Here is a 26,649-nt window from a genome sequence, read left to right as displayed (position 1 = left end):
CCAGCCTGCGGGGGCCGCCGCCCGCGAGGAAGGACGTGGCTTCCGGGGTGCGGCACACCCCGGTTCAGCCCTGGAGGGCCTTGAGCAGCAGCGTCCGGAGGGCGTCGAGGTCGGGCAGCAGCGCGTCGGCCTCGACGTACGGCCGGAACGGCGGGTTGTGGGTGCCCTCGTCCTCCACCAGGATCGCCGCGCCCGCGCCCGCCCGCCGTGCGCACAGGACGTCCCGGTCGAGGTTGTCGCCGACGTACCAGGCGGTTTCGACGGGGACGTCGAGCGCGGCGGCGGCCGCCTCGATCATGCCGGGGTGCGGCTTGCGGATGCCGATCTCGTCGCTGTAGACCTGCACGGCGAACCGCGCGCCCATCCCGTTGACCCGCAGGTGGTCGCGGTGGACCGCGCCGCACAGCGCGTTGCTGACGATGCCGACCGGCACGCGGTGCGCGTCGGCGACGTCGAGCAGTGCGGCCAGACCGGGCCGGAACGTCCGCTCCCGCGCCAGCTCGCCCATGCGCCTGCACAGCTCCGTCGCCTCCGCGGTGACCAGCGCCAACGCGGGCGCGGGCCAGTCCGCCGCGACGAAGTCCGCCCAGAACTGCCGGTGGGTCAGCTCCTTGGGCTCCCGCGGCCGGGACATCGCGTTCTTCCACCGCTTCTCGGCGTCCCGGCCGTAGCCGAGGTCGCGGCGGATCCGCTCCTCGTCCGGGGCGTCGAACCCGGCGAGGGCGAACCTGGCCCGGATCTCGGCCGCGAACTCCACGTCCCACCCCGGCCGCCGCGTGCCGGTCACCACGACGCCGCCGAAGTCCAGCAGCAGCGCCCGCGGCGCGACCAGTCCGTCGTCGATCATGTCGTCCAACCTCCGGGGGCAGGCGGCGCGATCACCGCGGTGATCACGATCCTGCCCCACGGAGGGAGGCGTCCGGGCGTCGTTGCCCGAACGGCTCAGCGGACGACGACCAGGTAGATGCCGAAGGCGACGATGGCGGCGCAGGCCAGGAAGCACAGGACCGTCGTCGCGGTCGCCGCGCCCGCGGGCCGGTTGTCGGCCAGCGCGGTCTCCCGCCGGTCCAGCGCGACGATGCCGAGCGAGAACAGCCCGACGGTGCCGACGCCCACGGTGAGGGCGACGACCAGGACCACTCCGAGTGCGCTCCAGTTCACGTGCACGGTGTACTCCTCGCTCAGACGGTGGCGGGCGCGGGGACGTCGTTGACGTTGTGGGCGCCGACCGGGTCGCGGCGCGAGGCCACGTAGCAGCCCGCCCCGATGGCGATCGCGACCAGCGCGACCACGATCGTCCCGACCGTGCCCTGCGAGGACAGCTCACCCGCCAGCGCGCCGACGACCGCGGCGGCGGGCAGGGTCAGCAGCCACGCGACGGCCATCCGGCCCGCCACGCTCCACCGCACCTCGGCCAGCCGCTTGCCGACGCCGGAGCCGATCACGCCGCCCGAGCAGACGTGCGTGGTGGACAGGGCGAACCCGAGCTGCGACGACGTGAGGATCACCGCGGCGGCGCTGGTCTCGGCGGCGAACCCCTGCGGGCTCTCGATGTCCGTGATGCCCTTGCCCATCGTGCGGATGATCCGCCAGCCGCCGAGGTACGTGCCGAGCGAGATGGCCGTGCCCGCGGTGATGATCACCCACAGCGGCGGCCGCGACCCGGCGGGCAGCGAGCCCGCGGTGATCAGCGTCAGGGTGATCACGCCCATCGTCTTCTGCGCGTCGTTCGTGCCGTGCGCCAACGACACCAGCGACGCCGAGGCGATCTGGCCGATGCGGAACCCGCGGGTCCGCGTGGACCCGGCCGCGCGGCGGGTGATCGTGTACGCGAGGTAGGTGGCGAGCCCGGCCACCAGCCCGGCGATCAGCGGCGAGGCGATCGCGGGGATGAGGATCTTCTCCACGACCGTGCCGAAGTGGACGGCGTCCGCGCCGGAGGCGACCCAGGTGGCGCCGATCAGGCCGCCGAACAGGGCGTGCGACGAGCTGGACGGCAGGCCCAGCAACCAGGTCGCGAGGTTCCACACGACCGCGCCCACGAGTCCGCCGAAGATGATGGCGGGACTGATCTTGCTCTCGTCGACGATCCCGCTGGAGATCGTCTTGGCCACCTCGATGGACAGGAACGCCCCCGCGAGGTTGAGCACCGCCGACATGCCCACCGCGACCTTGGGGCTCAGCGCCCCGGTCGCGATGGACGTCGCCATCGCGTTGGCGGTGTCGTGGAAGCCGTTGGTGAAGTCGAAAGCCAGGGCCGTGACCACGACCACCAGCACGATCAGCGAGACGTCCATGGTCTCCTCCTCCGTCTGGGCGGGGGTTGCCCCGAAGGTACGAGCCGAATCCGAACAACGGGTGAACAGCGGCTGGTCACTCGATTTCGGCGGGTGTGCGGCTGTTGTTCGGCTGGATGTCGATCGCCGGGAGGGCCGGGTCGACAGGCTGACCAGCGTTGTCGATTCGGGGAGGAACCGTTACATGCCAGACAAAACGCCCTCGGGTGGCGTCGGACGCCGCACCGTTCTCCAGGCCGCGTTCGCCGCTCCCGCCACGGCCGCGCTGCTCGGCGCGACGAGCGCGGAGGCGTCCGCGAGCCCGTCGCCGGGCCACGACGACGCCCGCTTCACGATCGCGGTCCTGCCGGACACCCAGTACCTGCTGGACGAGGGCGGCTCGGACCCGGAACCGGTCCGCCACACCCTGCGCGCGCTGCTGAAGCGACCGGACGTCGTGTTCCTCGCGCACCTCGGCGACGTGACCGAGCACGGCACCGACCGCGAGACGCGCACGGCGGACGCGGTGTTCCGCACGCTCGACGGCCGCCTGCCCTACAGCGTCCTGGCGGGCAACCACGACGTTCCGGGTGGGACGGACGACCAGCGCGGGCCGACGCCGTACTCGCGGACGTTCCCGCCGAGCAGGTTCGCCAGGATGAAGACCTACGGCGGCCACGACCCCAAGGGCTACAACAGCTTCCACGTCATCGAGGCGGGCGGCCGGAAGTGGCTGCTGCTGGCGTTGGACTGGCGCGTCTCGGACCAGGGCCTCGCGTGGGCGCAGCGCGTCATCGACGACCACCGGACGCTGCCCGCCATCCTCACCACCCACGACCTGGTGTCCGCCGACAACGGCCAGGCCGCGCTGTCCGCGCACGGGCAACGCCTGTGGGACGGCCTGATCCGCCGCAACGACCAGGTGTTCCTCACCCTCAACGGGCACTACTGGCCGCCGGGGCGCACCACCCTCGTCAACGACCACGGCAACCCGGTCCACCTGCACATCACCAACTACCAGGACCGCTACTACGGTGGCGCGGGCATGGTGCGCTACTACACCTTCGACCTCGCGCGCGGCGTGATCGACGTCGAGACCTCCTCACCGTGGCTGCTGACCCAGGGCGACACCGTCCCCGAGGTGGAGACGGCCCGGCTCACCGGCGACGCCGACCGGTTCTCCGTGGCCATCGACTTCCGGACCCGCTTCGCCGGATTCGCGCCCCCGGTCCTGCCGAAACCGCGGCCCGCGTCCGCCGTGCTGGTCAAGGACACCGTGGCGTACTGGCGGTTCGACACCGACGGCCTGCCCGTCGCGGGAGCCGACGGCCAGCCCGTGGCGCCCGGCAGCGTCGCCCGCGACCTGACCGGCCACGGCAACGACCTCACCGTCGTCCACCCGAACGCGACCGCGCCCGACCTGCTGACGTGGTCCGCCGAGCACCACGACACCCAGCCCGCCCACGCCAGCCTGCGCTTCGGCGGCGGCCGCGCCCCCGACCGCGCCGCGATCCTCCGCGCCGCGGACAACGCGCCGATCAACCGGCTGCGGTTCGAGTCCGGCTACACGATCGAGACCTACCTCAAACTGCCCGACCCGTTCGAGGGCGACCACGCGTTCATGGGCGTGCTGAGCTGGGAGGGCCGCAGCGGCGACGCGGGCAAGCACAGCGGCTGGTCCCCCGAAGAACCCACGTGCAGCCTGAACGTGTCGGGGGAGCGCTTCCTCCAGTTCGTCGTCTACCCCGTCCCCACCGACGCCGACCCGACCTCGTGGAGCCACGCCATCCCGGTGGGCCGGTGGACGCACGTGGCCGTGGTCAACGACGGGCGGCACACCACGATGTACGTCGACGGCGCGAAGATCTCCCGCAACGCCGCCGAGGAGTCGAAGGGCATCTCGACCCTGGGCAAGCCGTTCGTGATCGGCGCGACTCAGTTCGCCCTCCGCTACGGCCACGGGTTCTACGGCTGGATCGGCGACACCCGAATCGTGGCCCGCGCCCTGCGCCCGGACCAGTTCTTGACCGCGGTCCGCTAGTTCGACGGGTGGTCGGGGATCGAACTCCAAGTGAGTGGATCCCCGACCTTCCTCATGTTCAGCACCGCCCCGACTGCTCGCGATACGGTGCTCCGGACGAACCGCGCCGGCTCAAGAGGGCAGGGAGCTACCAGTGACTCTCCACCAGTTGGCGGACCGGGTGGTTCTCGCCGATCCGGCCGCGGTGCTCGTCGGAAGGGTCTTCGACCCCGACGTGGACGGACCGTGCCTGGTCGTCAGACGTGGCGACGACCTCGTCGACATCACCGCGTACGGCCCGACCTCCGCCGACATCCTGGCCCGGCCGGACGTCCTCGACGTCGCCCACCGTGCGCAGGGGCGGACCTGGAACCTCCGCGACGTCGTCCACACGACCATGTCCGGTGACCGGGGAACTACGCACCTGCTCGCCCCCTGCGACCTCCAGGTGATCAAAGCGGCGGGCGTGACCTTCGCAGGCAGCCTGATCGAGCGCGTCATCGAGGAACAGGCTGCGGGAGACGCCGCACGGGCGGACAGCATCCGAGCGTCCCTGCACGACATCGTGGGCACCGCCCTAGCCGTCACACCCGGCAGCCCCGAAGCCGCGGAGGTCAAACGGGCCTTGGTCGCCCAGGGCCTGTGGTCGCAGTACCTCGAAGTTGGCATCGGACCCGACCCGGAGATCTTCACCAAGGCCCCCGTCCTGTCGGCGGTGGGAGTCGGCGCCGACGTAGGCGTCCTCTCAGGATCCTCCTGGAACAACCCCGAACCCGAACTGGTCCTGGTCGCAGGCCCGGACGGCAACGCCGTCGGCGCCACCCTCGGCAACGACGTGAACCTGCGCGACTACGAAGGACGCAGCGCACTACTGCTGGGCAAGGCGAAGGACAACAACGCCTCCTGCGCGATCGGCCCGTTCATCCGCCTGTTCGACAAGGACTTCGGCCTGACCGACATCGCGAAAACGACCATCACCACACGCGTCACCGGCAACGACGGCTTCCAGACCGACCACGTAGGACACCTCACGACCATCAGCCGCCCACTACCCGACCTACTGGCAGCCACCTGCGGTCCCCACCACCAGTACCCCGACGGGTTCGTGCTGTTCACCGGAACCTCATTCGCCCCGGCGATGGACAGGGGCGAACAGGGCATGGGCTTCACCCACCACGACGGCGACATAGTTACCATCGAATCCCCCCACCTCGGCCTGCTGGCGAACACAGTGGTCAAGAGCGAACACGCCACCCCCTGGACCTCCGGAATCAGGACACTCATGCAAAACCTGGCCGCCCGCGGCCTCCTCGGCGCTCCGGCTGAGATCCGATGAGCCCGTGCGTCGTCCTCGATTCTCGAACCCGTGCGCGTTTAGCTGGGTCGTTGCGTGCTTGTCCCGTGGGTCTGCCCTTCTCGGCAGTGTCGAGCGAGCTCAACCCTGCAGTTGACGTAAACCCTCGTCGTCAAGGCGCAATGACAGGTCGCACATCGCCCAGTCGGTGAAACCGGTGCCCATGTGGGCACCCGACAAGTGCGGTGTCCGTCGCCGATCGACCGGCGACGATCTCCTCCATGCCCTGCCCGGACTCCGGCAGGGCGTGGAGGAGGTGTACCGGTGCAGGACATCCCGTGGCAGATCACCGTCCCCACCCCACCGCCGGGATCGTGGCTACCGCTGGCGACCGGCGCGATAGCGGTGCTGACGACGATCGTGACCGTGTTGCCACGGGTGGGGTGGACGCGGCGCGCGGTGTTCGGCCTGAACGTCGTCGGCACGTTGGCGCACGAGGCCGGGCACGCGGCGGCCGGGATCATCACCGGTGGCGGCGTGATCACCATCCGGGTGCACACCCCGCACTCGGGCGTCACCCATTCCTGGCACTACTCGCGGATCTCCGCCGTGGTGGTGAAGTTCGCCGGGTACGCCACCCCGCCGCTGGCGGGGTACGGAGCGGCGTCCCTGCTGGCACGGGGGCACGCGCCGATGGTGCTGGCCCTCACGGTCGCGGTCCTGGGGCTGGTCCTGATCGTCAGTCGGGGGGTGGTCACCGTGGCGAGCGTGCTCGCGGTCGGGTTGCTCGCATGGGTGGCAGCGGCGTTGTCCCCGCTGTGGGTGCAGCACTGGGTCGCCTACACCGAGACGTGGCTCCTGCTGTGCAGCGAGATCACCGGAGTGTGGTTCCTGGTGCACAACCGGATCCGAGGCGACGTCGGCAGCACGGACGACGCCGCGGGCCTGGCCCGCCTGACCGGTGTTCCCGGCGTGGTGTGGATCGCCGTGTGGACCGCGCTGATCGGGTGGACGCTGTGGCACGCCGTGCCCCTCCTGTGGCCCTGATGTGATTCGGCCGACTGAGTCCCTGAGTTGGCCACTTGAGCGTGAGAGTCGGCCAGCGTGACGCTCGCTGCCGCTGGTGCCGTTTCACCCGATCGAGTGGTCGCGTACGTGTTGCCTGCCATACGCCCTCAGCGCAAGGCAGTGTCGCAACACACCCAACCCTGTGAGGACCGCAATTTTGCGCGCACTGACCGATGACATTCCGTTCGGGCCCTTCGAAGGCGTGCCCATCCGGGCCTACACCACGCGGTCCAAGCAGGCGCGACTACATGTCGGCCCCGAGTGCTCGTCGCTGAAAGCGGGCAACGCCGTCGAAGTCTCGGTGCCCTTGACCGCCTCCACGGTGAAGCGGATGTGCACCGGATGCGCCAGGTCGGCCCTGTGGGCTCGACCCACGACATCGCTTGGAGTGTTCCTCGGAGACCTCATGGGCGTGGGAGTCCTCTACGAGCTGTCGAGTTACCTGCCGGAGGACCTGGCTGACGACCTCGATGGGCGCGACGTAACGCAGGCCGCCGAGCTGCTGCGCTCAGGCGAGTGGCCTCTGGACGAGGAGGACGAGACAGCCTGGAAGGCCCATGAAGAGGCGCGGTTCGTCAGAGACGAGTTGCTGTTGCCCTTCTGGCTGGGTGCCGTGGAAAGCTTGTACGCCGCGCACGAGGTGATCGGCCGATATCCGTGGTTGTCGGAGTGGGCGCGTTCCCACGTGGCACCCAAGGCGGCGTACGCCGAGGAACTCCGAGTCGCATTCGCCAGCACGATCGTCCCGGTGAACCTGGTCTACGCAGCTGCCGTGGCGCAACTCCCACAGCCGGAGTTGCCCGTCGACCGCGCCGAGTTCGCGGTCTTCGGAGATTCCCGTCGTGCACTGACCGACCTGTGGAGACGATGGCAGGGGAGTGTTTCCTCCCGGTGGACGCGCCTGGAAGAACCCACGTCGGCGGAGTGGCACATCTTGGACACCACGATGGGCAACAGGCGCAAGGGGCGCCCCGAGGCGGAACAAGCCCTGCGTGAACTGACCGGTCAGTGGATCGTCGAGGCTCGCACGGTCGGCAACGATCTACCCGATCGCTGGCTGATCGCCACGGTGCCGGTGCCCGAGGAGCGCCGCATCACCACGGCGGACCTGGTCGACCTGCTGCCGCGCTGGTACCTGGGTGTCCTGGCCACGCACACCGTCGCCGTCGACTGGTACTCCCGCACCGTGCTCCTCCGAGTTCCCGACCTCATCGGTCGAGTGCTGCTCGACGACAGCGTCCTGCGATGCGAAGAAATCGAACAGCCTCCTAACGATCCCAATGCCACCCTTCGCGATTGGAACGCTGGTCGCCGAGCTTCCGGTGCGCTGCGGCCGGGGATGCTGGACGACGGCCCCGTCGCCGACCGACGAACGATCAGCTCCGACCAGGCCAAGGTCCTCAGCGCGACCGACGCGGGCCATCAGCTCTACCTGGTCCAGTCATCGGCCGGAGTCGAGGTCGTCCACCTCGACGCGATCGCCGCCCGAGAAGACCCGGCCTGGCGGGGTGTCCTCCTGACCGGAGCGGACGACCTGCCCCGAGCCCTGATCGAGCCGTGGCTGGCGGAGATCACCTCGTGGGACGACGACAGCCGGTTCGACCCGCTGAGCACCCAGGACGGCGAACACCAACTCGCCCGCCTGAGCTACCGAGGCCCGCGGGAGATCGAGGCCAATCTGCGAGCCTTGGCCTTGGCACGCATCGCACCCGACCTGCGCACGATCAACACCCAGTACGGGCAATCCCTGAACTGGTCGGTGTTACGAGCGTTGCTGTCCCCTCACCAACTCGACCTCACCCCGTTCAAGCCACGACTGGAGCAGGAGCCACACCGCGGCTCAGGCCTCGACTTGCCCTTGGCCGTGCTCGCCCACGTGCAGCTGTACACGACCAACTACCGACCCGACTACTACGGCAAAGGGCACTCGCCCTACTGCAGCCACGCTCACCGACAAGACCGCCTCGACACGAGCTACGACCTGCTCTCGGTCGCGGAACTGCTCAGGCTCGAGAAAACGGACTGGTGCGGGAAGTGCGGCGGCTACGCCGTGCGCAGGCTCGACGACGTCCAACTGCGCTACTACCGATCGGCGCACCAACTGTTGTGGATCAGCGAACAACTCGATCGACGCCGCGAGCGCGACGACGTCGACGACCTGCACACCGAGTTGGACGACGTTGCGGACATCCGACTTCGCAGCGTCCGCGACTACGGCGTAGACGTGCAGGAGTGGCAGGAAGTGGTGCGTACGTTGCAACAACGGCTACGCAATCGTTCGCAGCGATGATCATCTTGTGCTCGATTTTCGATGACCTGGGATGGTGGCGATGCGTGCGGCAGATTTCTTCTTCGAGATCGAGCCGAGCTTCGACTTCGAGGGCGAGTTCATCCAGCCGGAGCTGAACGAGGACCTGGTCAAGACCTTGCGTGCAGGTCCGCTCGACGGGGTTGCCGACGAGTCAGCGGCCATCGGGCTGCTCGACATGGTGTACGACCAGTGAGTCCGCTGCGGCTGTGCCACGGCGCGAGGCGAATGCGAGCGGACGCCGCTCGTGGTCGCACTCGAGGTGGTCGGCCTGGACTCCGGACCGAAGCTCGCGTTGGCGTCCAAGGTGAACTCTGCTGTGGCTTTCCGCCTGTGTCGCCGCCAACGAGGTCCGGATCGGTGCCGAGGTCGTCGCGACTCCGGCTCCGAACCGAAGGACCCGGCGCGGACCGGTCGGCGTGAGCGACATCGTTGCCACACCGTGGAAACGCGCGAGCTGCCCCGTTCTGTTCGAGGTGTCGAGGCGGTCACGTGGTTTCGGTGGGCAGCAGGGTGTTCTCCAAGGCGTCCAGCGCCACTCGGATTCCGCCGATCGCGGCCGCCTCGTTCCGCAACGAGGACAGTGCCATCCTGGGGGGCTCCAGCGTGTAGGTGCGCAGTCGTTCCTGGAGCCTGTCCAGGAGCCAGGTGCCGGCCAGGGTGACGCCTCCGCTGAGCACGACGAGGTCGGGGTCGAGTACGAGCAGCAAGGGGGCCAGGCCCGCGGCGAAGCGGGTCACGACGTCTTCGGTGATGGCCATCGCCACGGGGTCGCCCGCTTTGGCGGCGCTGAGGACGGTGGTGGCTTGGACGGCCTGCGGATCTCCTCCGGCGAGGTCGAGGAGGGTGGCGCCGTCGGGGCGCAGCGCGGCCGCTCGTCCCAGCGCGGCGATCGCCGGTGCGCTGGCGTCCCGTTCGAACGCCCCGAGTTCCGTGGTGCGGTTCCTGCTGGTCGCGCTGCCGAAGCCGGTGACGAGGTGGCCGATCTCGCCCGCCGCTCCGGCCGCGCCGCGGTGCAGGCGCCCGCCGACGAGCAGGCCCGCGCCGATCCGGGTTCCCCAGTGGACGTAGGCGACGGTGGACGCCCCCTGTGCCGCGCCCTGCCAGGACTCTCCCAGTACCGCGAGGTTGACGTCGTTCTCGATGTGGACGTCGCAGCGCAGCCGGTCGCTGATGGTGCGGGTGAACAAGGCGAAGTCCTGGGGGACGGAGTGGTTCTGGCGCACGGACCGGCCGTCCGGTTTGACGATGCCGGGCAGGCCGATGACGACGGCCGCGAGCTTGGTGAGCGCGACCCCGCCTTCGCGCAGCAGTTCCTCGACGACCTCCGCGAGCTGGTCCGGTTGCTGCCGGGAGTCCTCGCCGGTGAGCGATCCGAGGTGGCGTCGGGTGATGACCTGGCCGCACAGGTCGGCGAGCACGACCACCGTGCGGCTGGGGCCGAGTTCGACGCCGACGACGACGTTGCGGCGTGCGCGGAAACTGACCGTTTGGGCGGGCCGACCGATAAGACCGTTCCCCCGGTGGGGTGACCCCGTGCCGCCGACGTGGTAGTCGATCAGCTCGGACTCGGCCAGGAACTCCAGCGCGTTGACGACCGTCGGCCGCGAGAGCCCGACGGCGCTCGCCAGTTCGGCGATGGTGAGGGGCCCGCTGGTCCGCAGGGCGCGCAGGATCGCCGTGGCGTTCATCCGCCGGAGCTCCGACGGTGAGTTGCCCCGCCTGTCGAGTGTTGCCATGTGGTGGGACCCCTTGACACTTGATCGGAACGTGGTTAGAAAGGAAACGTTCGTTAATAAGTCTTGCCTGGTGGGGACCTTATCGTAGTGAGTTCGCCGTGGTGAACTCGTCGCAGGTCGAGCAGTTGCGGACGAGTTCGCGAGCCGTGTCATGGGGGAGTGGTCGTAGTGGACGCTGCTCAGCGTCGGGCGGTGCAGCCCATGGCAGGGCCGGTGTTCGCCCGTGACCGGACCACGTGGACGCTGTACGTCCAACTGTCGGTGTTCGGCTACTTCCTCTACGGTTTCGGCCCGTCGGTCTCCCTCCTCGGACACGACAACGCGCTCAGCGACGGGGTCGCGGCCCTGCACGGCACGTCGTTCGCCATCGGCGCCGTCGCCGCAGGGCTCACCAGCGCGGTGGTGATCCGGCGTCTCGGTCGGACCCGCCTGCAAGCCCTGGCCCTGTTGTTGCTGGTGGTGGGCGCCTTCGTCTACTGCCTCGGGGTCTCGCTCGCCGCGACCCTGACCGGGGCGCTGGTGACGGGGTGCGCCGGGAACCTGGTGGTCAACGTCACCGCGGCGGCGTTGGCCGATCACCACGGCGCGCGCGCCACGACGGCGATCAGCGAGGCCAACGGCGTCAGCTCGACCGTCGGCGTGCTGGCCCCCTTCTCGCTCGGCCTCGCGACGCTGCTGGGCCTGGGCTGGCGGGTCGGCCTCCTGCTGGTGGTCCCGCTCGCGCTGATCACGGTGGTCTGGTCGCACAGGGTTCGGTTGGGGCCTGCGGCGCCGGTCGTCGTCGACCCCGACCGCGGCGCCTCGGCGAACGCGCTGCCGTCGGCGTACTGGTCGGCGTGGTGGCTCTTCCTGCTCTGCGCCGTCGTCGAGTTGAGCATGACCTTCTGGGCGTCGGAGCACCTGCGCCTGCACACGGGCATGTCGCAGCCGGTGGCCACCATGACCATCACCCTCATGCTGGTCGGCATCGCGGCCGGCCGCGGCGTCGGCGCGTGGCTGGCCCGCCGGATCACCGAGGACCGGCTCCTCCTCGGGAGCATTTCCCTGAACCTGGCGGGATTCGCCGCCTTCTGGTTCGCGTCTTCTCCTGTGGTGGCGGGTGTCGGGATGGCGTTGTGCGGGCTCGGCATAGCGATGCAGTTCCCGCTCACCGTTTCCCGAGCCATCGCCCGCTCCGGGGGGAAACCCGATCTCGCCCTGTCCCGCATCGCCATCAGCGAAGGTATCGCGGCCGCGTCCGGCCCGTTCCTGCTAGGCCTCCTCGCCGAACACGTGAGCATGCACTACGCCTTCCTCCTCGTGCCCGCGCTGCTCCTCGTGGCGGCGGTCCTCGTAGGACTGCACCACAAGCGCGTTTGAGTCAACGTCGACTCGCCCGTCCACGGTCGTTCGCCACGAATCGATCGTGCGCGTTCGTTGTCCCGGTGTTCCTTTCGACGTGACGTCTGGAGTCGCAGTGAACGTCTTGTCCGATTCTCCGTTGACCTGGGAAGTGTCGGCGAACATGGATGTGCGGTACGAAGTCCGCGAGTCGGTCGACCTGCTCGATCCCGCCAACCCGACGCTCTCCCGGCTGCCCGGCGGCGGAACCTCCCGAGGTCTCCGACTCGTCGTCGTCGACCGCAACGTCCACCACCTCTACGGAAACCGGATCATCGCCTACTTCGCGTCGACGGGGATCCCCATCAGCCTCGTCGTCATCGAGGGCGACGAGTACAACAAGACCATGGGGCAGGTCCTGCGCGTCATGAGCGCGCTCGACGACATCGGCACCAAGCGGATCAGCGACCCCCCGATCGCCATCGGCGGAGGTGTGCTGCTCGACGTCGTCGGGCTCGCCGCCAGCCTCTACCGCCGCGGCATTCCGCACATCCGCGTGCCCACCACCCTGCTCTCGCTCGTCGACACCAGCGTCGCGGCGAAGACCGGGGTCAACTTCCAGGGGTACCGCAACCGCATCGGCTCCTACAGCCCCGCGCCGGTGACCCTCATCGACCCGAGCTTCCTGGCCACGGTCCCGTCCCGGCAGATCTCCAACGGCGCGGGCGAGATCCTCAAGCTCGCGCTCATCAAGGACGCCGAGCTGTTCGAGATCCTCGAGGCCGAGGGCCCTCGGCTCATCGACGACAGCTTCCAAGGTCCGGGAGCGGCCCGCAGCGCCATCCGCCGCGCGATCGCCGGCATGATCGACGAGCTTCGCGGCAACCTGTGGGAGAAGGACCTCGAACGCGTCGTCGACTACGGCCACTCCTTCAGCCCGCTGGTCGAGATGACCTACGTCACCGAACTCCTCCACGGAGAGGCCGTCACGCTCGACTGCCTGTTCAGCGCGGTGCTGGCCGCGGGACGCGGCTACCTCGGCGAGGACGACCTCCTGCGCGCCGTCCTCACGGCGCAACGCCTCAACCTGCCGACCTGGCACCGGGGGTTCGGTGACGTCGCCCTGCTCCAGCGCGCACTGGCCGACACCGTGCTGCACCGCGACGGGCGGCAGAACCTCCCCCTCATGACCGGGATCGGCCGGTCGACCTTCGTCAACGACGTCACCGCGGACGAGATCGCCCTCGCCGCCGCGCACCTGGAACGGCTCTCCGAGCGCACGACCCCGCGGGTCGAGGTCTGACGGCGGTGAACGACCTGCCTCGACCGACCCGCGACCTCCCCACCGACCTGGCGGGCCACACCCTCCTGATCACCGGGGGCAACGCCGGGATCGGGCGGACCACCGCCATCGCGGCCGCGGCGTGCGGCATGAACGTCGTCGTCGCCGCCCGCAGGAAACGCGAGGGCGACGCCGTCGTCGACCACATCCGGGAGGCGGGCGGCCACGCCGTCTTCGTCTCCACCGACGTCTCCTCCTCCGCCGACGTCCAGCGCGCCGTCGACACCGCCGTCAGCACGTACGGCAGGCTCGACTGCGCCTTCAACAACGCCGGGACCTCCGCTCCCGGAACCATCGCCGACCTCGACGAGGACACGTTCGACCACGCCTTCGCCGTCAACGTCCGAGGCACCTGGTTGTCCATGAAGCACGAGATCAGGCACATGCTCGCGGTCGGCCGCGGCGTCATCGTCAACAACACCTCCGTGCACGGGTTCCGCCCGGTCTTCCCCGGCGTGTCCGCCTACGCCGCGGCCAAGCACGCCGCGGTGTCGCTCACGCGCTCCGGCGCGCTGGAGTACGCCGGGGCGGGGATCCGCGTCAACGCGGTCGCGCCGGGGCCCATCGCCACGGACATGTACCTCGACTCGGTCGCCACCGGGTCGGGCGCGGCCCAGTGGCCACGCCTGATCCCCGCGGGCCGCGTCGGAGAGCCCAGCGAGGTCGCCGCGCTCGTGCTCTTCCTGCTCTCCGGTGCCGCGTCCTACCTCAACGGTCAGGTCATCGGCATCGACGGGGGATTCCTCGCCAGCTGAGTCCACTCGATCCCAGGAGTGACCATGCGCCACGGCGCGCACCACGACTACGTCATCATCGGATCCGGCATCGCCGGATGCGTCATGGCCAACCGCCTCTCCCAGGACCCCGACACCTCGGTCCTGCTCCTCGAAGCGGGCCCCGACGTCGGCGCCGACCCTCGGGTCGCGACCCCGGCACGCTGGCCCGAACTGCTGCTCAGCGAGTACGACTGGGCCTACCGCACGGTGCCGCAGACCCACTTGAACGGCAGGCGGATCAACTGGCCGCGCGGGCGCGCCGTCGGCGGGTCCACCGCCCTGCACGCCATGGTCTACATCCGCGGCCACGCCACCGACTTCGACGCCTGGGCCCGGTTCGGCGGCGACGACTGGACCTACGACCGGCTGCTGCCGTGGTTCGAGCGCGCCGAGGACGAGACCGCCGTCCACGGCTCCCTTTCCGTGCGCGAGCAGGACACCCCGCACCCCCTGGCCGAGGCGTTCGTCGAAGCCGGGGAACAACTCGGCTTCCCGCGCAACCGCGACTTCAACGGGACCCGGCAGCACGGCGTCGGGTTCTACCGGGTCATGCAACGCCACGGCCTCCGGTGCAGCGCCGCCGACGCCTACCTCGCCCCGGCCGCGCACCGGCCCAACCTGACGATCCTGCCGGGCACCAAGGTCTCGACCATCCTGCTCGAGTCCGGCCGGGCGACCGGTGTCCGCGTCTGGCACTCCGGAACCACGCTCGACATCCACGCCGCGCGCGAGGTCGTCCTGTGCGCCGGGACCATCGAGTCGCCGCACCTGCTCATGCTCTCCGGCATCGGGCCCGCCGACCACCTGCGCCGGGTCGGCGTCTTCCCGCGGGTCGACCTCCCCGGCGTCGGGGCCAACCTGCACGACCACGTCCAGGTCTCGGTCAGCCTCGCCTGCCGGGACACCTTCCCCATCGCGGCGTCCTCCAACCTCGGGGAGGCCGGCGGGTTCCTCAGCACCGCGGGCGACGACTCGCCGCCGGACGTCCAGCTGTCGTTCGCCCCGATGCGCAACCTCAACGCGGGGACCGACTTCGGCAACGGCCTCACCATCGGACCCGCCGTGACCAGGCCCGTCAGCCGCGGCAGGCTCACCCTCACCTCCGCCGACCCGTGGACGGCTCCGGCGATCGATCCCGGCTACCTGACCCGGCCGGAGGACCTCCGAACCCTCGTCGACGGCGTCACGGTCGCGCTCGCCCTCGCCCGCACACCGGCGCTGAGCGCCCACATCGACGGCGACGGCGGGTGGGACGACCGCACGGACCTGGAGGAGTTCTGCCGGAACAACGCCGAGACCCAGTTCCACCCCGTGGGCACCTGCCGGCTCGGCACCGACGACAACGCCGTGGTGGACCCGTCCCTGCGGGTGCGCGGCGTCGACGGCCTGCGCGTCGTCGACGCCTCGGTCATCCCCGCCGTCACCACGGGCAACATCTCCGCGCCGGTGTTCGCGCTCGCCGAGAAGATCGCCGCGCAGATCACCGGCAGCACCAGGACGACCGCGGCCATCGCTTGACCGCGGGGCACCACCACCGAGGAAGCAGGAGCTACGCGTGCAGGACCTACCAGCACTTCTCGCCACGGTCGACGCCGTCCTCTTCGACTGGGACGGCACCCTGGCCGACACCCACGCCGCCCACTACCACTCCCTGTCGGAAACGCTGGCGCCCCACGGGATAACGGTCGACCAGGACTGGTTCACGACCGCGACCGGGATGTCGACGGTGGATTCCATCGAATGGCTCTCGCACACCCAGGGAATTCCCCTGGACGATCGTCTCGCGGAGCTGGTCGAGGAGTGCGAGACGCGCTACCTCTCCCACCTCGACGTCGTCAGTGAAATCACCTGGGTCGCCGACATCGCCAAGTACTGCCACGGCAGGATCCCGATCGCGGTGGCATCGGGCGGCTGCGCGAACAGCATCCGGCAAACCATGAAGCACCTGCGCCTCGACCCCTACTTCGACACGCTCGTGTCACGCGAGGACGTCGAACGCGGCAAGCCCGCGCCGGACATCTTCGAGCTCGCGGCGGAGCGCCTCGGAGTCACCCCCCAGCGATGCCTCGTCATCGAGGACAGCGACGCCGGGATCGAAGCGGCCCACCGGGTCGGGGCGTCCGTACTGGACGTCCGCGACGGTCGACCGACACCCTGAGAACGGAGAAGAACCATGCCTGGTCCCGGTTACTCATTTCTGGGCGAGGAAGAACGCGTCAACGTGGAGAAGGTGCTGCGCAGCTGGGACCTCACGCGCTACGCCTACGACAAACCGGAGTGGACCTCCTACGTCCACCAGTTCGAACTGGACACCCAGAAGACCTTCGGCGCCGCCCACTCCATCGCGGTCAACAGCGGCACGTCGGCCTTGCTGACCGGCCTCGCGGCGCTCGGCGTCGGCCCCGGCGACGAGGTGATCGTCCCCGGCTACACCTTCGTCGCCTCCATCGGCAGCATCATCTACAGCGGGGCCACCCCCGTGCTGGCCGAGGTCGACGACTCGCTGACCCTCGACCCCGTCGACGTCGAGGCGAAGATCACCCCCAACACGCGGGCGATCATGGCCGTGCACATGCTCGGCGCGCCCTGCGACCTCGCCGCCCTCCGCGACGTCGCCGACCGGCACGGCCTGGCGCTGATCGAGGACGTGGCACAGGCGTGCGGAGCGTCCTATCGGGGACGCAGGCTGGGCACCCACGGTGAGGTGGGCGCCTTCTCCCTCAACCCGTTCAAGGTCATCACCAGTGGCGAGGGCGGCTTCGTCCTCACCGACGACGCACACCTCTACCAGCGGGGGTACTCCTTTCAAGACCAAGGCTGGTTCCCGCTGCGCACCGACACCGGTGAAGGCGACGTGCTGTTCGGCCTGAACCTGCGCATGCCCGAACTCAGCGGCGCGGTCGCCTGCGCCCAACTCGCGAAACTGGACGCCGTCCTCAACGCGGCACGCAGGGTCAAGGCCGAACTGGCCGGAGCGATCCCGCTGCCCGACGGCGTCCACCGGCGAACGCTGCACGACGCCAAGGGCGAGTGCGGCACCTTGCTGGTCTACGTCTTCGACCGCGCGGCCGACGCGGCGGCGGTCGCCGCAGCCCTGGGGACGAAGACGATGCGCGAATCCGGTCGGCACTACTACGCCAACATGCCCCAGTTGGCAGCACTCGCGGCGGGCGAGACGAAGGTCAGCCCGTTTCGCCGCGCGGGCACCGAGCAGAAGCACGACTACCGACCGGGGAGCCTGCCCCGCACCGACGACGTCCTGTCACGAGCGGTCGGGATCTCCGTCGGTGTCTCGGATCGGTACCTGGGAGCCGGGTTCGGGGTGACGGTCCAATCCGACCAGCCTGAGATCGCGCGCGTCGCGGCGCAGGCATCGGCCACGTTCACCGCGATTCTCGGCTGACGATCCGGGTGAGTCGGTGCGCGCCACCGACTCACCCGGACCCGGACCGGCGGATGACGTGACCCTTGAACCCAGGGCAGTGAGCTTCGGCCTTTCGGTGCGGTGTGGACGTTCAGAGGTTCTGGCCGCCCGAGACCTCGATGTCCTGGCCGGTGATCCAGCGGCCTTCCTCCGACACCAGCGTGGCGATCACCATGCCGATGTCGTCGGGCTCGCCGATGCGGCCCAGGGCGAACGCCTTCGCTAGCTCCGGCACGATCTCCGGGTGGCGTTCCACGACGTTGTCGGCGAAGCGCGTGTGGGTCGCCCCCGGCGCGACGGCGTTGACGCGGATGCCGCGAGGGCTGAGTTCCTTGGCCAGGTAGCGGGTCAGCACGGACATCGCGCCCTTCAACGACGCGTAGACCGACCAGCCGGGGCCCGTCACGTGGCCGCGGGTGGCGTTGCTCGTGACGTTCACGATCGTTCCGCCGTCGGCGAGCACGGGCAGCAACTCCTGGGTGAGGAAGAACGGCCCCTTGAAGAGGTCTTCCGTGAGGGAGTCGAAGACCTTCTCCGTCGTCTGGCCAAGGGGCGTGACGATGCCGACGCCCGCGTTGTTGACGAGGTGGTCGAACGAGTCGCGGTGCCACGTGGTGGCGAGCGCCTCTTCAAGTTCTGCGCGGAAGCCGGAGAAATCCGCGGTCCCGCTGAGGCTGAGCCGCAGGGCGACGGCCGTGCCGCCCACGCCGTGGACCTCGGAGACGGTCTCCTCGACGCCCTTCCGGTTCGAGTTGTAGGTCGCGACGACCCCGATGCCGCGCTTGGCGAGCTGGATGGCGGCGCTCCGGCCGATTCCGGAGCTCGCACCCGTGACGACAGCGATGTTCATGGTGGGTCTTCTCCCGGATAGCGGATGATCGAACTCCTCGAGCGTCGTCGTGAGCGGGGACCGCAGCAAGAGCCGTGTCGTTGGTACGCCTGGGAAGGGTGCCACTGGCAAGGGCAGGATCCGCGACGGGCGGTTGGGCATACTGGAGGACATGGGCCGGCAGCGAGCGGAACTCGGCGATTTTCTGCGCACCCGACGTGATCGGATGCGGCCGGAGGACGCCGGGCTGCCCGGGTACAGCGGACGTCGCCGCGTGCCGGGGCTGCGGCGGGAGGAACTCGCGGTGCTCGCGAAGGTGTCCGTCGCGTACTACACGCGGCTGGAGCAGGGCGAGGCGGGCAACGTGTCGGTGGACGTGCTCGAGTCGCTCGCCCGAGCACTACGGCTCACGGACTCGGAACGCGAGCACCTGCTTCGCCTCGCCGGCCCCACCCGAGCACGGCCGACCGCGATCCCGCCGAGCAGCCGCCGGATCGTCCCTTCGCTCCAGCGGTTGCTCGACGGCGTCAACGACATCCCGGCCTACGTGTGCGGAAGGGGTGCCGAGATCCTCGCGTGGAACCCGATGGCCGCCGCGCTGTTCGGCGACTGGGCACGACTGCCGCGGTCGGACCGCAACTGGGCGCGCATGATCTTCCTGCATCCCGGCTACCGCGACCTCTTCGTCGAGTGGGAGCAGAAGCAGCGGGACGCCGTGGCCGCACTCCGGCTGGAGGCGGGCCGCCACCCCGACGACAAGCCGATGTCCGACCTGATCGGCGAGCTCTTGGTGAAGAACGACGTCTTCCGCCGGCTCTGGGCGACCCACGACGTGAAGGAGAAGCGCAACGGGATCCAACTCCTGCGCCATCCGCTCGTCGGCGACCTGGTGCTCAACTACGACGCTTTCAGGGCCGCGGAGAACGAGGAGCAATCACTCGTGACCTACTACGCCGAGCCGGGGGCTCCCTCGGCGGACGCGCTGTCGCTCCTGGCCAGCCTGCACGCCGAGGCGTTGCCCTCAACGGCGAGGCCGATGCCGAAAACGTGACGACAGCAGCGGACCGAGCCGTTCAGGCGGAGGAGCGCTTCGCGCCGGGGCGCGTCGTGTCGCCGAGGTGGGTGCGGAGGGCTTCGCACTGCTCGTCCACCGCCTGTGGTCCGTTGCCGGTCAGCACTCGCGCGTCGGGTTCCCAGACCACCTTGACCGCGCCGGGGTTGGGTACCGCGATCTCGACCTTGAAGCCCGCGTCGACAAGGGCCTCGTCGACGTAGTAGGTGACGCGGGTTCGCAGTCCCGGGAACTTGAGGAACCCGAACCGGGAGAACCCCACCTCCCCGTACTTGGGGACGGTCGTGAGCCGGATGCCTGCGAACGGGTGGTCCGAGGTGGTGCGGACACCGCCGTCGGCGTCGACCCGGTACTTCGCGGAGGCCATTGCGATGGGACCGTGGCAGATCAGGGAGATCAGCACTCCGTGCTCGTGCAGCGTGTTCAGCAGTTCGCCCATCCAGGGGTCGTCCACGAAGTCGACCATCGGGGCGTGCCCGCCGGGGAGGTGGACGAAGTCGAACTCGCCGAGGTCGAACTCGTCGGCCGGGTCGCGGTGCCTGGCCATGATCCGCGGGATCGACTGGTACTCGTGTCGTGGCAGCGCGGCGAACGCCGCCACCACGTCGTCGCGCAGCGCCACCGCCTCCTTGTCGGTGCGGGGGAGCGGGGCGGAGACCGGGATGTTGCCGAGGTACCGGTAGGCCAGATCCAGTTCGGCCGCCCTGCGCGCCACCAGGTCGGGCCTGCGCGCCCGGTAGGTGTCGACGTCGAACCGGAACGCCCCTTCCACGGTGGTCCTGGCCGTGGCCGAGAGCAGTCGGCCGGTGGCGTGCCAGGGCAGCGCCAGACCGTTGACGTCCAACTGCGGCACCTCGCCGTCCGGGGTGACGAAGGTGAAGTCGTGGTCGTCGCCGAACTCCTCGAGCACCTGTCCGAGTTCGCACAGGAAGAAGCCGGTCGGGATTCCGGGGTGCCCGGTGGGTTCGGCCAGGGGAAGGACCTTGGCGGACGACAGGACGATCAGGGCTTTCCGACGTTGTCGGGACATGGGGGAGCGACCTTTGCGGGTGGGGGAGCGGGGTGTCGGGAACGTCAGGCGGCGGGCATCCTCGTCAGGCTCCTGGACAGCGAGTCGAAGGTGCGGGTGGGCAGGACCCGGCTGAGGAAGATCAGCGGTCGCGCGCCGAAGCCGACCTGGTAGCGGGCCTTGGGGCGACGGGCCGTCAGCGCGCGCACGACCGCCTTGGCGATCACCGAGGGTTCGGAGGTCAGGCGGGAGTCGGGCTGGGAACTGCTCTCGAGGCTGGTCGCCACGGCGGCCGCCTGCGGCGCGTAGGCGCCCGATCCCGAGGTCTGGAGCAGCTTGCTCGCCGCGACCGCGCCCCACTCGGTGCGGATGGAGCCGGGCTCGACCAGCACGACCTTGATGCCGCGCGGTTCCACTTCCAGGCGGAGCGCGTCGCTGAGGCCTTCGACGGCGAACTTGCTGGCGTGGTACCAGGATCCCAGCGGCGTGGCGAAGCGGCCGCCCATGGAGCTGATGTTGACGATCGTCCCGTTCCGCTGGGCGCGCATGTGGGGGAGGACGAGCTGGGTGAGCCGGGCCAGGCCGAACAGGTTCACCTCGATCTGGGCGCGTCCCTCGGATAGCGGAACGTCCTCCAGCGCGCCGTAGGAGCCGTAGCCCGCGTTGTTCACCAGGGCGTCGATGCGGCCCTCGCGGCGCACGATGTCGGCGATGCCGGTGGCCATTGACTCGTCGTCGGTCACGTCCATCGCCATGACGTGGATCCCCGCGGCGGCCAGCGACGCCATCTTCTCCGTGCGGCGCGCCGCCGCGTACACGGTCCAGCCCGCCGTGCGCAGCGCCGTAGCCGTGGACTCGCCGATCCCGGACGATCCGCCGGTCACCAGTGCCACCTTCGCGGTCATCATGTCCTCCTATTAAAGACTGTCGGTCTGTTGGGGTCAACCGTAAGAGACTGTCGGTTCTTTGTCAACAGACCCTCGGTCTGTAAACTGGGGGCATGACGAGAATCCGGACCACGGAGGCCACTCGGTTCCAGCGCGCTCGCAGCGAGGAACAACGCGCTGAGCGGCGGCGGAGCATCCTGACCGCGGCCGCGGCGATGCTGGACGAGATGCCGGTGGCGGCCGTGACCCTCAACGAACTGGCCCGTCGGGTCGGCTTGGCCAAGTCCAACGTCATGCGCTACTTCGAGTCCCGCGAGGCCGTGCTGCTCGACCTCCTCGACACCGCCGCGGCCGACTTCCTGGTGGAGTTGACCGAGGCGCTGCCCGCGCACCTCGACCAGGCGGCCACCGCGTCCCGCAGGGCCCACGAGACCGCGGCGGTCCTGGCGACGTCGTTGGCGGCGCGCCCGGTGCTGTGCGAGCTGATCAGCACTCAAGCGGGCGTGCTGGAGCACAACATCTCCACCGACGTGGCGCTGAAGTACAAGCGCGGCGCCCGCGACAGCCTGGTCGGGCTCGCCGCCCTGCTCGGGCGGGTGCTGCCGGAACTCGGGGAAGAAGCCGCCGTCAAGGCCTCGATGACGACGATCGTCCTCGTCGGCGCGCTGTGGGTGCACAGCCGGCCCGCACCGGCGGTCCTGGCCGCCTACGACGAGGACCCGACCCTCGCCTTCATGCACCCGCCCTTCGAGGCGACGCTGGAGAGCCTGATCGAGACGCTGCTCATCGGACTGATGGCCGAGCGCCTCGACGACTGATCGTCCCGGCGGGCCCGAACCGTTGCGGTGGCCGGCGCGGGCTTCGAGGAAGTCCGTCTCGTGTCGCGCGCCCGAGGTGGTTTCGTCGAGGTTTTCGGTGAGCTACCGAAACATCGCGGGTTTTCGGCTGCCTGGACGAACGATTCGTTGACACCACCACGGGAACGTCGGGACTCTGCATCCCGGCGAACAGGGAGGTTCCCGCGGTGAAAAGTCGACGTCTCGCACTCGTTCTCGGCCTCGCCGCGGTGGTCGTATTCGCGCCGCCGTCCGCCGTCGCGGCGACCGGCGGCACCCCGGTGAGCCAGGAGACCGCCCTGTACCCGAAGGCGGTCCGGCTTTCGCACAGCGGCACCGCCAACGGTCGGATCCTGCTCACCGCCACCGGCTTCCCCGCGGGAGGGCCAGCCGGCGCGATCAGCGAGAGCGTCGACGGCGGGACCACCTACCGCCGGGTCGGGGCCGTGGTCGACGAGGCCGCGCGGACCGGGTTGTGCTGCACGACGTTGTTCGAACTGCCGCAACGGATCGGCGCGCTGGAGCCGGGCACGCTGCTGTGGGCGGGCAGCACCGGGCAGGACGGCTCCGACCGGCGGATGGCGTTGCGGGTGTGGCGCAGCACCGACGTGGGGCGCACGTGGAGCCTGCTGTCCACGGCGGTGCGGGCGTCCGGCACCAGTGGGTTGTGGGAGCCCGAGTTCTCCGTGGACGCGGCCGGTCGCCTGGTGCTGCACTACGCCGACGAGGGCCAGCCCGGCCGAAGCCAAGTACTGGCCAGGGTTGTCAGCGCGGACGGCGTCACGTGGACGCAGCGCACCACGACCGTCGCGGGCACCGCTGCCGGACATCGGCCGGGAATGCCGTCGGTGCGCCGCCTGCCGGGCGGCGCTTACCTGATGGCGTACGAGGTGTGCGGGTTCGGTGGCCAGTTCGACTGCGCCGTCCGCCACCGCACCTCGCCCGACGGCTGGTCGTGGGGCGACCCGGCGGACCTCGGTCCGGTGGCGCGCACCGGTGACGGGCGCTACCTCGTCGCCACGCCGACCCTCGCGGTGACCTCGTCGGGTCGCGTTCTGCTTGCCGGGCAACGGGTTCTGCGTGCCGACGGCACGACCGCTCCCACCAACGGACTCGTCCTGTTCACCGCCGGACCCGCGCTGGACGCGTGGGGCACCCTGCCCGCCCCGGTCGGTGTCGCGGGAGCCAGACCGGGCGTGTGCCCCAACTACAGCCCCGCCCTGGTCCCGCTGGACGGCGACCGGATAGCGCAGGTGACCACGGACGCCGGCGCGGACGGGGTGTGCCGCGCCTACGCCGGGGCCGCTGTCCTGCCGCCAGCGGCCGAGCGGACCACCGCCCTGATCGCCGTGGGCGGCACCTGCGTGGACGCCGCGGCGGGCGGCGGGCACAACGGTGACGCGGCCCAGCTCTGGACCTGCAACGGTGCGCCGGTGCAGCGCTGGACCTGGCGGCCGGACGGCTCGCTCGTGGTCAACGGCCGCTGCCTCGACGTGCCCAACGGCGTGACCGCCGCCGGGACCCCGTTGCAGATCTGGGACTGCAACGGCCTGCCGCCGCAGCACTGGCTGCACCGCACGGACGGCACCCTGCTCAACCCGTTGTCCGGCCGCTGCCTGGACTCCCCGAACGGCGCGACCGCCAACGGCACCCGACTGCGGTTGTGGGACTGCAACGGTTCCGCCGCCCAACGCCTGACCCCTGCCTGAACGGAGCACGAAACCCCGTGATCACCTCCCTGCTCGGACGCGTCGCCACCGTCGCGTCCGCCCTGCTGGTCGCCCTGGCCGCGTTCGCCGTGCCCGCGACCGCCGCGCCACGCCCCGCCGTGGCCCTCCGGTTCCTGATGATCGTCAAACCGGTGTCCACCGCACCCGGCTGGGGCGGACAGCTCTCGCAGTCCCAGGTGGACGCCGCGCGCAACGCCTTCCTCACCACGTGGCCGCGCATGGTCGACGACCTCACCGGTGGCTCGGTCTTCCTCCAGACCTCCGTGCAGGTCTCGCCCGACCCGCTGACCAGCACCAGCCCCGAAGGCATCATCCGCCCCGACGACGTGCGCGGCGACGTCTCCCGCTGGCTGCACAACGGCGAGTGGGACGGCGTCCTGATGTACGGCGCCTTCCGCTCGCACGCCTACTGGACGCTCGGCGACACCGGCCCGTTCAACACCGGCTGGAGCAGCGTCAACGCCCGCGACGACCTCGGCTACAACCAGGACGCGCTCGCCGGGTGGACGCACGAGGCGCTGCACGGCCTGTCCCAGCTCTACTTCCGCCAACTCGGCACCGGACGCGCCCCGCAGTGCGCGGACGACCCGAGCCGCACCGACGGCGTGCACTGCGCGGGCGCCTACGGCTACACCGAGAACTCCGGCGGTCTGCCGTACTGGACCGGCTGGTACCGCGACTTCCTCACCGGCCGCGTGGCCAACGGGTCCATCGGCCTTGGCCAACCCGCGTGGTCGCGCGGCAACCGCCGGGAGAACGTCCTCCGCCTCCCCGCGGGCTCCACGATCCCGCGCGCTCTCGGCGGTGTCCGCAACGCCCTGGGCCGCTGCCTCGACGTCGCCGCGGGCGGACAGGTCAACGCCTCGGCCGTGCAGCTGTGGGACTGCAACACCGCCCCCGTGCAGAAGTGGGCGCTGGAGACCGACGGCTCCGTCCGGTCCATGGGTCGCTGCCTCGACGTCCCCGGTGGACAGACCGCCAACGGCACCCAACTCCGCGTGTGGGACTGCAACGGCACGCCGTTCCAGCAGTGGGTCCAGCGCTCCGACGGCACGCTGCTCAACCCGAACTCGGGCCGCTGCCTGGACGTCCCCGGCGGGCAGGGCGGCAACGGGACGCGGTTGCAGGTCTGGGACTGCAACACCGCCCCCAACCAGCGCTGGTCCTTCGGTCTCTGACAGGCAAGGCACTCTCGAACCAACGTGGAAGAGGTCTGACGTGGGCGGATGGAAGAGCATGGCGACGGCGCTGCTGGTCGTCGGCGGTCTGGTGGTGGCCCCGGCACCGGCGGGGGCGGCGACCGAGACCTGCGCGGAGTTCGGCACCGTCAGCCTGGACGGCGGGCGGATCATCGCGCAGAACAACCGGTGGGGCGCGTCGACGGCGCAGTGCATCAGCGCCGACGGCACCGGGTTCCGGATCACCCGGTCCGATCACAACAACCCCACCGACAACGTGCCCGCGGGATACCCGTCGGTGTACAAGGGGTGCCACTACGGCAACTGCACGGCCGGAAGCGGGCTGCCGCAGCAGGTGAGCGCCTTCGGCGACCCGCGCGCCACCTACGACATCAGCACGCCGGACTCGGGGGAGTGGAACGCGTCGCTGGACATCTGGTTCGACGCCTCGCCGAACCCGTCCGGCCAGAACTACGGTGCGGAGCTGATGATCTGGGCCAACCACCGCGGCCGTCCGCAACCCATCGGCGCGAAGACGGGCACCGCGACCATCGAGGGCGCGGTCTGGGACGTGTGGACCGGCAACATCGGCTGGAACGTCATCTCCTACGTGCGCCAGACGCCGACGAACCTGCTGGAGAACTTCAGCGTCAAGGCGTTCACCCAGGACTCGGTCAACCGCGGCAAGATCAACCCCGCCTGGTACCTGACCAGCGTGCAGGCCGGGTTCGAGCCGTGGATCGGCGGGGCGGGGCTCGCGGTCAACCGGTTCGCCTTCACCACCAGCGGTTCGAGCGGCGCCAGGACCATCGTCGGCGCGGGCAGCGGCCGGTGCGTCGACCTGGACGCCTGGGGCACGGCGGACGGCACGACGGCCCTGCTCTGGGACTGCCACGGCGGTGCGAACCAACGGTGGGAGTGGCGCGGTGACGCGCTGGTGAACCCGGTGTCCGGCAAGTGCCTCGACGTGCGCGGCTCCGGCACGGCGAACGGCTCGCAGGTGTGGCTGTGGTCCTGCCTCGGCAACGGCGCGCAGCGCTGGGTCCTGGAGGGCAACGGGAACCTGCGCAACCCGCAGTCCGGGAAGTGCCTGGACGCCGTCGAACGCGGCACGGCCAACGGCACGCGCCTCCAGATCTGGGACTGCGGCGGCGGCGTGCAACCCCAGCAGCAGTGGCGCTTCGCATGAGGGCCGTGCACCTGGTGACCGCGTTGGCGGTCGTGGTGGCGGGCGTGGTCGCGCCCACCGCAGCGGCAGGCGTGCCGGTGATCGTGGTCGACGCCGGGAGGCTCGGCGGTCCGCTGAAGAAGGCGGGTCTCGGGTCGCTGCTCGGCGTCACGAGCGGGATGGCGGAGACACCGGCGAACCTCCTGGCGCAGACCCACCTCACGGTCTCGCAGCACATGACGGCGAGGTGGAACGAGGGGGAGCGCGCGGGCACCGAGGTGGTCGCGCCGAAGCTGCGCGGCACCGACGTGAAGATGATCGCCCGGTTCAACGACCTCATGGGCGGTGACCCGTGGTACCAGTGGCAGGGCAC

At 70.2% G+C, this 26,649-nt stretch carries 24 protein-coding genes; 17 read left to right on the top strand and 7 right to left on the bottom strand.

What is annotated here, in order from left to right:
• Window positions 1–64: 64 nt before the first annotated feature.
• From ACFWW9_RS24670 to ACFWW9_RS24660, 3 genes are all read right to left on the bottom strand, one after another.
• Window positions 65–847: an HAD family hydrolase gene (locus ACFWW9_RS24670; protein ID WP_390382322.1), complete on the bottom strand. Its 783-nt coding sequence runs from the start codon at window positions 845–847 to the stop codon at window positions 65–67.
• 95 nt (window positions 848–942) lie between these two features.
• Window positions 943–1,167, bottom strand: a complete 225-nt coding sequence (locus ACFWW9_RS24665; RefSeq protein WP_390382319.1) for a hypothetical protein — start codon at window positions 1,165–1,167, stop codon at window positions 943–945.
• Between the two features lie 14 nt (window positions 1,168–1,181).
• Window positions 1,182–2,297, bottom strand: coding sequence for an anion permease (locus tag ACFWW9_RS24660; RefSeq protein ID WP_390382317.1), 1,116 nt, complete (start codon window positions 2,295–2,297; stop codon window positions 1,182–1,184).
• Window positions 2,298–2,481: 184 nt separating this feature from the next.
• Here ACFWW9_RS24660 and ACFWW9_RS24655 point away from each other — a divergent pair, with 184 nt between their 5' ends.
• The 5 genes from ACFWW9_RS24655 (at window position 2,482) to ACFWW9_RS24635 (ending at window position 9,162) form a co-directional block, all read left to right on the top strand.
• Complete coding sequence (locus ACFWW9_RS24655) at window positions 2,482–4,317, top strand: LamG-like jellyroll fold domain-containing protein (RefSeq protein WP_390382314.1); 1,836 nt, start codon at window positions 2,482–2,484, stop codon at window positions 4,315–4,317.
• Window positions 4,318–4,450: 133 nt separating this feature from the next.
• Window positions 4,451–5,632: a fumarylacetoacetate hydrolase family protein gene (locus ACFWW9_RS24650; RefSeq protein WP_390382311.1), complete on the top strand. Its 1,182-nt coding sequence runs from the start codon at window positions 4,451–4,453 to the stop codon at window positions 5,630–5,632.
• 282 nt (window positions 5,633–5,914) lie between these two features.
• Window positions 5,915–6,637 (top strand): M50 family metallopeptidase, encoded by a 723-nt coding sequence (locus ACFWW9_RS24645; RefSeq protein WP_390382308.1) that lies wholly within the window; start codon window positions 5,915–5,917, stop codon window positions 6,635–6,637.
• A 178-nt stretch (window positions 6,638–6,815) separates the two neighbouring features.
• On the top strand, window positions 6,816–8,948 hold the full coding sequence (locus tag ACFWW9_RS24640; protein ID WP_390382305.1) for a hypothetical protein: 2,133 nt from the start codon (window positions 6,816–6,818) through the stop codon (window positions 8,946–8,948).
• 40 nt (window positions 8,949–8,988) lie between these two features.
• Window positions 8,989–9,162 carry a hypothetical protein gene (locus ACFWW9_RS24635; RefSeq protein ID WP_390382302.1) on the top strand — a complete coding sequence of 58 codons (174 nt, stop codon included), beginning with the start codon at window positions 8,989–8,991 and terminating at the stop codon, window positions 9,160–9,162.
• 292 nt (window positions 9,163–9,454) lie between these two features.
• Here the strand turns inward: ACFWW9_RS24635 and ACFWW9_RS24630 are convergent, their stop codons facing one another.
• The gene (locus ACFWW9_RS24630; RefSeq protein WP_390382299.1) at window positions 9,455–10,705 is read right to left on the bottom strand and encodes an ROK family protein; all 1,251 of its coding nucleotides are present in this window, start codon (window positions 10,703–10,705) and stop codon (window positions 9,455–9,457) included.
• A gap of 201 nt (window positions 10,706–10,906) precedes the next feature.
• Here ACFWW9_RS24630 and ACFWW9_RS24625 point away from each other — a divergent pair, with 201 nt between their 5' ends.
• The 6 genes from ACFWW9_RS24625 (at window position 10,907) to ACFWW9_RS24600 (ending at window position 17,546) form a co-directional block, all read left to right on the top strand.
• Window positions 10,907–12,064 (top strand): MFS transporter, encoded by a 1,158-nt coding sequence (locus tag ACFWW9_RS24625; RefSeq protein ID WP_390382376.1) that lies wholly within the window; start codon window positions 10,907–10,909, stop codon window positions 12,062–12,064.
• 121 nt (window positions 12,065–12,185) lie between these two features.
• Entirely contained in the window at window positions 12,186–13,328 is a 1,143-nt protein-coding gene (locus ACFWW9_RS24620) for a sedoheptulose 7-phosphate cyclase (RefSeq protein WP_390382297.1), read from the top strand.
• A 5-nt stretch (window positions 13,329–13,333) separates the two neighbouring features.
• Window positions 13,334–14,122, top strand: a complete 789-nt coding sequence (locus ACFWW9_RS24615; RefSeq protein WP_390382294.1) for an SDR family NAD(P)-dependent oxidoreductase — start codon at window positions 13,334–13,336, stop codon at window positions 14,120–14,122.
• Between the two features lie 24 nt (window positions 14,123–14,146).
• Window positions 14,147–15,661: a GMC family oxidoreductase gene (locus ACFWW9_RS24610; RefSeq protein ID WP_390382292.1), complete on the top strand. Its 1,515-nt coding sequence runs from the start codon at window positions 14,147–14,149 to the stop codon at window positions 15,659–15,661.
• A gap of 37 nt (window positions 15,662–15,698) precedes the next feature.
• Window positions 15,699–16,301, top strand: coding sequence for an HAD family hydrolase (locus ACFWW9_RS24605; RefSeq protein ID WP_390382290.1), 603 nt, complete (start codon window positions 15,699–15,701; stop codon window positions 16,299–16,301).
• Between the two features lie 15 nt (window positions 16,302–16,316).
• A complete protein-coding gene (locus tag ACFWW9_RS24600) occupies window positions 16,317–17,546 on the top strand; it encodes a DegT/DnrJ/EryC1/StrS family aminotransferase (RefSeq protein WP_390382288.1) in 1,230 nt (409 codons plus the stop codon).
• A gap of 112 nt (window positions 17,547–17,658) precedes the next feature.
• Here the strand turns inward: ACFWW9_RS24600 and ACFWW9_RS24595 are convergent, their stop codons facing one another.
• Window positions 17,659–18,417 carry an SDR family NAD(P)-dependent oxidoreductase gene (locus ACFWW9_RS24595; protein ID WP_390382286.1) on the bottom strand — a complete coding sequence of 253 codons (759 nt, stop codon included), beginning with the start codon at window positions 18,415–18,417 and terminating at the stop codon, window positions 17,659–17,661.
• 151 nt (window positions 18,418–18,568) lie between these two features.
• Here ACFWW9_RS24595 and ACFWW9_RS24590 point away from each other — a divergent pair, with 151 nt between their 5' ends.
• Window positions 18,569–19,447 carry a helix-turn-helix transcriptional regulator gene (locus tag ACFWW9_RS24590; protein WP_390382283.1) on the top strand — a complete coding sequence of 293 codons (879 nt, stop codon included), beginning with the start codon at window positions 18,569–18,571 and terminating at the stop codon, window positions 19,445–19,447.
• A gap of 22 nt (window positions 19,448–19,469) precedes the next feature.
• On the opposite strand, the gene ACFWW9_RS24585 is transcribed toward ACFWW9_RS24590, so the two are convergent.
• Together ACFWW9_RS24585 and ACFWW9_RS24580 are read right to left on the bottom strand one after the other, a co-directional pair.
• Complete coding sequence (locus ACFWW9_RS24585; RefSeq protein ID WP_390382280.1) at window positions 19,470–20,498, bottom strand: DJ-1/PfpI family protein; 1,029 nt, start codon at window positions 20,496–20,498, stop codon at window positions 19,470–19,472.
• Window positions 20,499–20,542: 44 nt separating this feature from the next.
• On the bottom strand, window positions 20,543–21,382 hold the full coding sequence (locus ACFWW9_RS24580) for an oxidoreductase (RefSeq protein ID WP_390382277.1): 840 nt from the start codon (window positions 21,380–21,382) through the stop codon (window positions 20,543–20,545).
• A 95-nt stretch (window positions 21,383–21,477) separates the two neighbouring features.
• On the opposite strand from ACFWW9_RS24580, the gene ACFWW9_RS24575 reads away from it, so the two are divergent.
• The 5 genes from ACFWW9_RS24575 to ACFWW9_RS24555 form a co-directional block, all read left to right on the top strand.
• A complete protein-coding gene (locus tag ACFWW9_RS24575; protein ID WP_390382274.1) occupies window positions 21,478–22,182 on the top strand; it encodes a TetR/AcrR family transcriptional regulator in 705 nt (234 codons plus the stop codon).
• Window positions 22,183–22,388: 206 nt separating this feature from the next.
• A complete protein-coding gene (locus tag ACFWW9_RS24570) occupies window positions 22,389–23,909 on the top strand; it encodes a ricin-type beta-trefoil lectin domain protein (RefSeq protein ID WP_390382271.1) in 1,521 nt (506 codons plus the stop codon).
• 17 nt (window positions 23,910–23,926) lie between these two features.
• Complete coding sequence (locus ACFWW9_RS24565; RefSeq protein ID WP_390382268.1) at window positions 23,927–25,108, top strand: ricin-type beta-trefoil lectin domain protein; 1,182 nt, start codon at window positions 23,927–23,929, stop codon at window positions 25,106–25,108.
• Between the two features lie 40 nt (window positions 25,109–25,148).
• Window positions 25,149–26,297, top strand: a complete 1,149-nt coding sequence (locus ACFWW9_RS24560; protein ID WP_390382265.1) for an RICIN domain-containing protein — start codon at window positions 25,149–25,151, stop codon at window positions 26,295–26,297.
• Window positions 26,294–26,649 (top strand): hypothetical protein (locus ACFWW9_RS24555; protein ID WP_390382262.1); only part of this gene is annotated, 356 nt, incomplete at its 3' end. The genes ACFWW9_RS24560 and ACFWW9_RS24555, both read left to right, overlap by 4 nt.

Origin of the sequence: Umezawaea sp. NPDC059074, assembly GCF_042738955.1 — a bacterium.
Taxonomy (GTDB): Bacteria; Actinomycetota; Actinomycetes; order Mycobacteriales; family Pseudonocardiaceae; genus Umezawaea.
Note: the sequence above shows the minus strand (reverse complement) of the source record. Positions and strands in the feature narration are given on the sequence as shown.

What these genes read in the sequence shown, in the direction of transcription:
- ACFWW9_RS24575 (WP_390382274.1), top strand. Translation starts at nt 21,478, where the DNA reads ATGACGAGAATCCGGACCACGGAGGCCACTCGGTTCCAGCGCGCTCGC.
- ACFWW9_RS24625 (WP_390382376.1), top strand. Translation starts at nt 10,907, where the DNA reads ATGGCAGGGCCGGTGTTCGCCCGTGACCGGACCACGTGGACGCTGTAC.
- ACFWW9_RS24670 (WP_390382322.1), bottom strand. Translation starts at nt 847, where the DNA reads ATGATCGACGACGGACTGGTCGCGCCGCGGGCGCTGCTGCTGGACTTC.
- ACFWW9_RS24630 (WP_390382299.1), bottom strand. Translation starts at nt 10,705, where the DNA reads ATGGCAACACTCGACAGGCGGGGCAACTCACCGTCGGAGCTCCGGCGG.
- ACFWW9_RS24590 (WP_390382283.1), top strand. Translation starts at nt 18,569, where the DNA reads ATGGGCCGGCAGCGAGCGGAACTCGGCGATTTTCTGCGCACCCGACGT.
- ACFWW9_RS24655 (WP_390382314.1), top strand. Translation starts at nt 2,482, where the DNA reads ATGCCAGACAAAACGCCCTCGGGTGGCGTCGGACGCCGCACCGTTCTC.
- ACFWW9_RS24660 (WP_390382317.1), bottom strand. Translation starts at nt 2,297, where the DNA reads ATGGACGTCTCGCTGATCGTGCTGGTGGTCGTGGTCACGGCCCTGGCT.
- ACFWW9_RS24595 (WP_390382286.1), bottom strand. Translation starts at nt 18,417, where the DNA reads ATGAACATCGCTGTCGTCACGGGTGCGAGCTCCGGAATCGGCCGGAGC.
- ACFWW9_RS24635 (WP_390382302.1), top strand. Translation starts at nt 8,989, where the DNA reads ATGCGTGCGGCAGATTTCTTCTTCGAGATCGAGCCGAGCTTCGACTTC.
- ACFWW9_RS24585 (WP_390382280.1), bottom strand. Translation starts at nt 20,498, where the DNA reads ATGTCCCGACAACGTCGGAAAGCCCTGATCGTCCTGTCGTCCGCCAAG.
- ACFWW9_RS24600 (WP_390382288.1), top strand. Translation starts at nt 16,317, where the DNA reads ATGCCTGGTCCCGGTTACTCATTTCTGGGCGAGGAAGAACGCGTCAAC.
- ACFWW9_RS24580 (WP_390382277.1), bottom strand. Translation starts at nt 21,382, where the DNA reads ATGACCGCGAAGGTGGCACTGGTGACCGGCGGATCGTCCGGGATCGGC.
- ACFWW9_RS24610 (WP_390382292.1), top strand. Translation starts at nt 14,147, where the DNA reads ATGCGCCACGGCGCGCACCACGACTACGTCATCATCGGATCCGGCATC.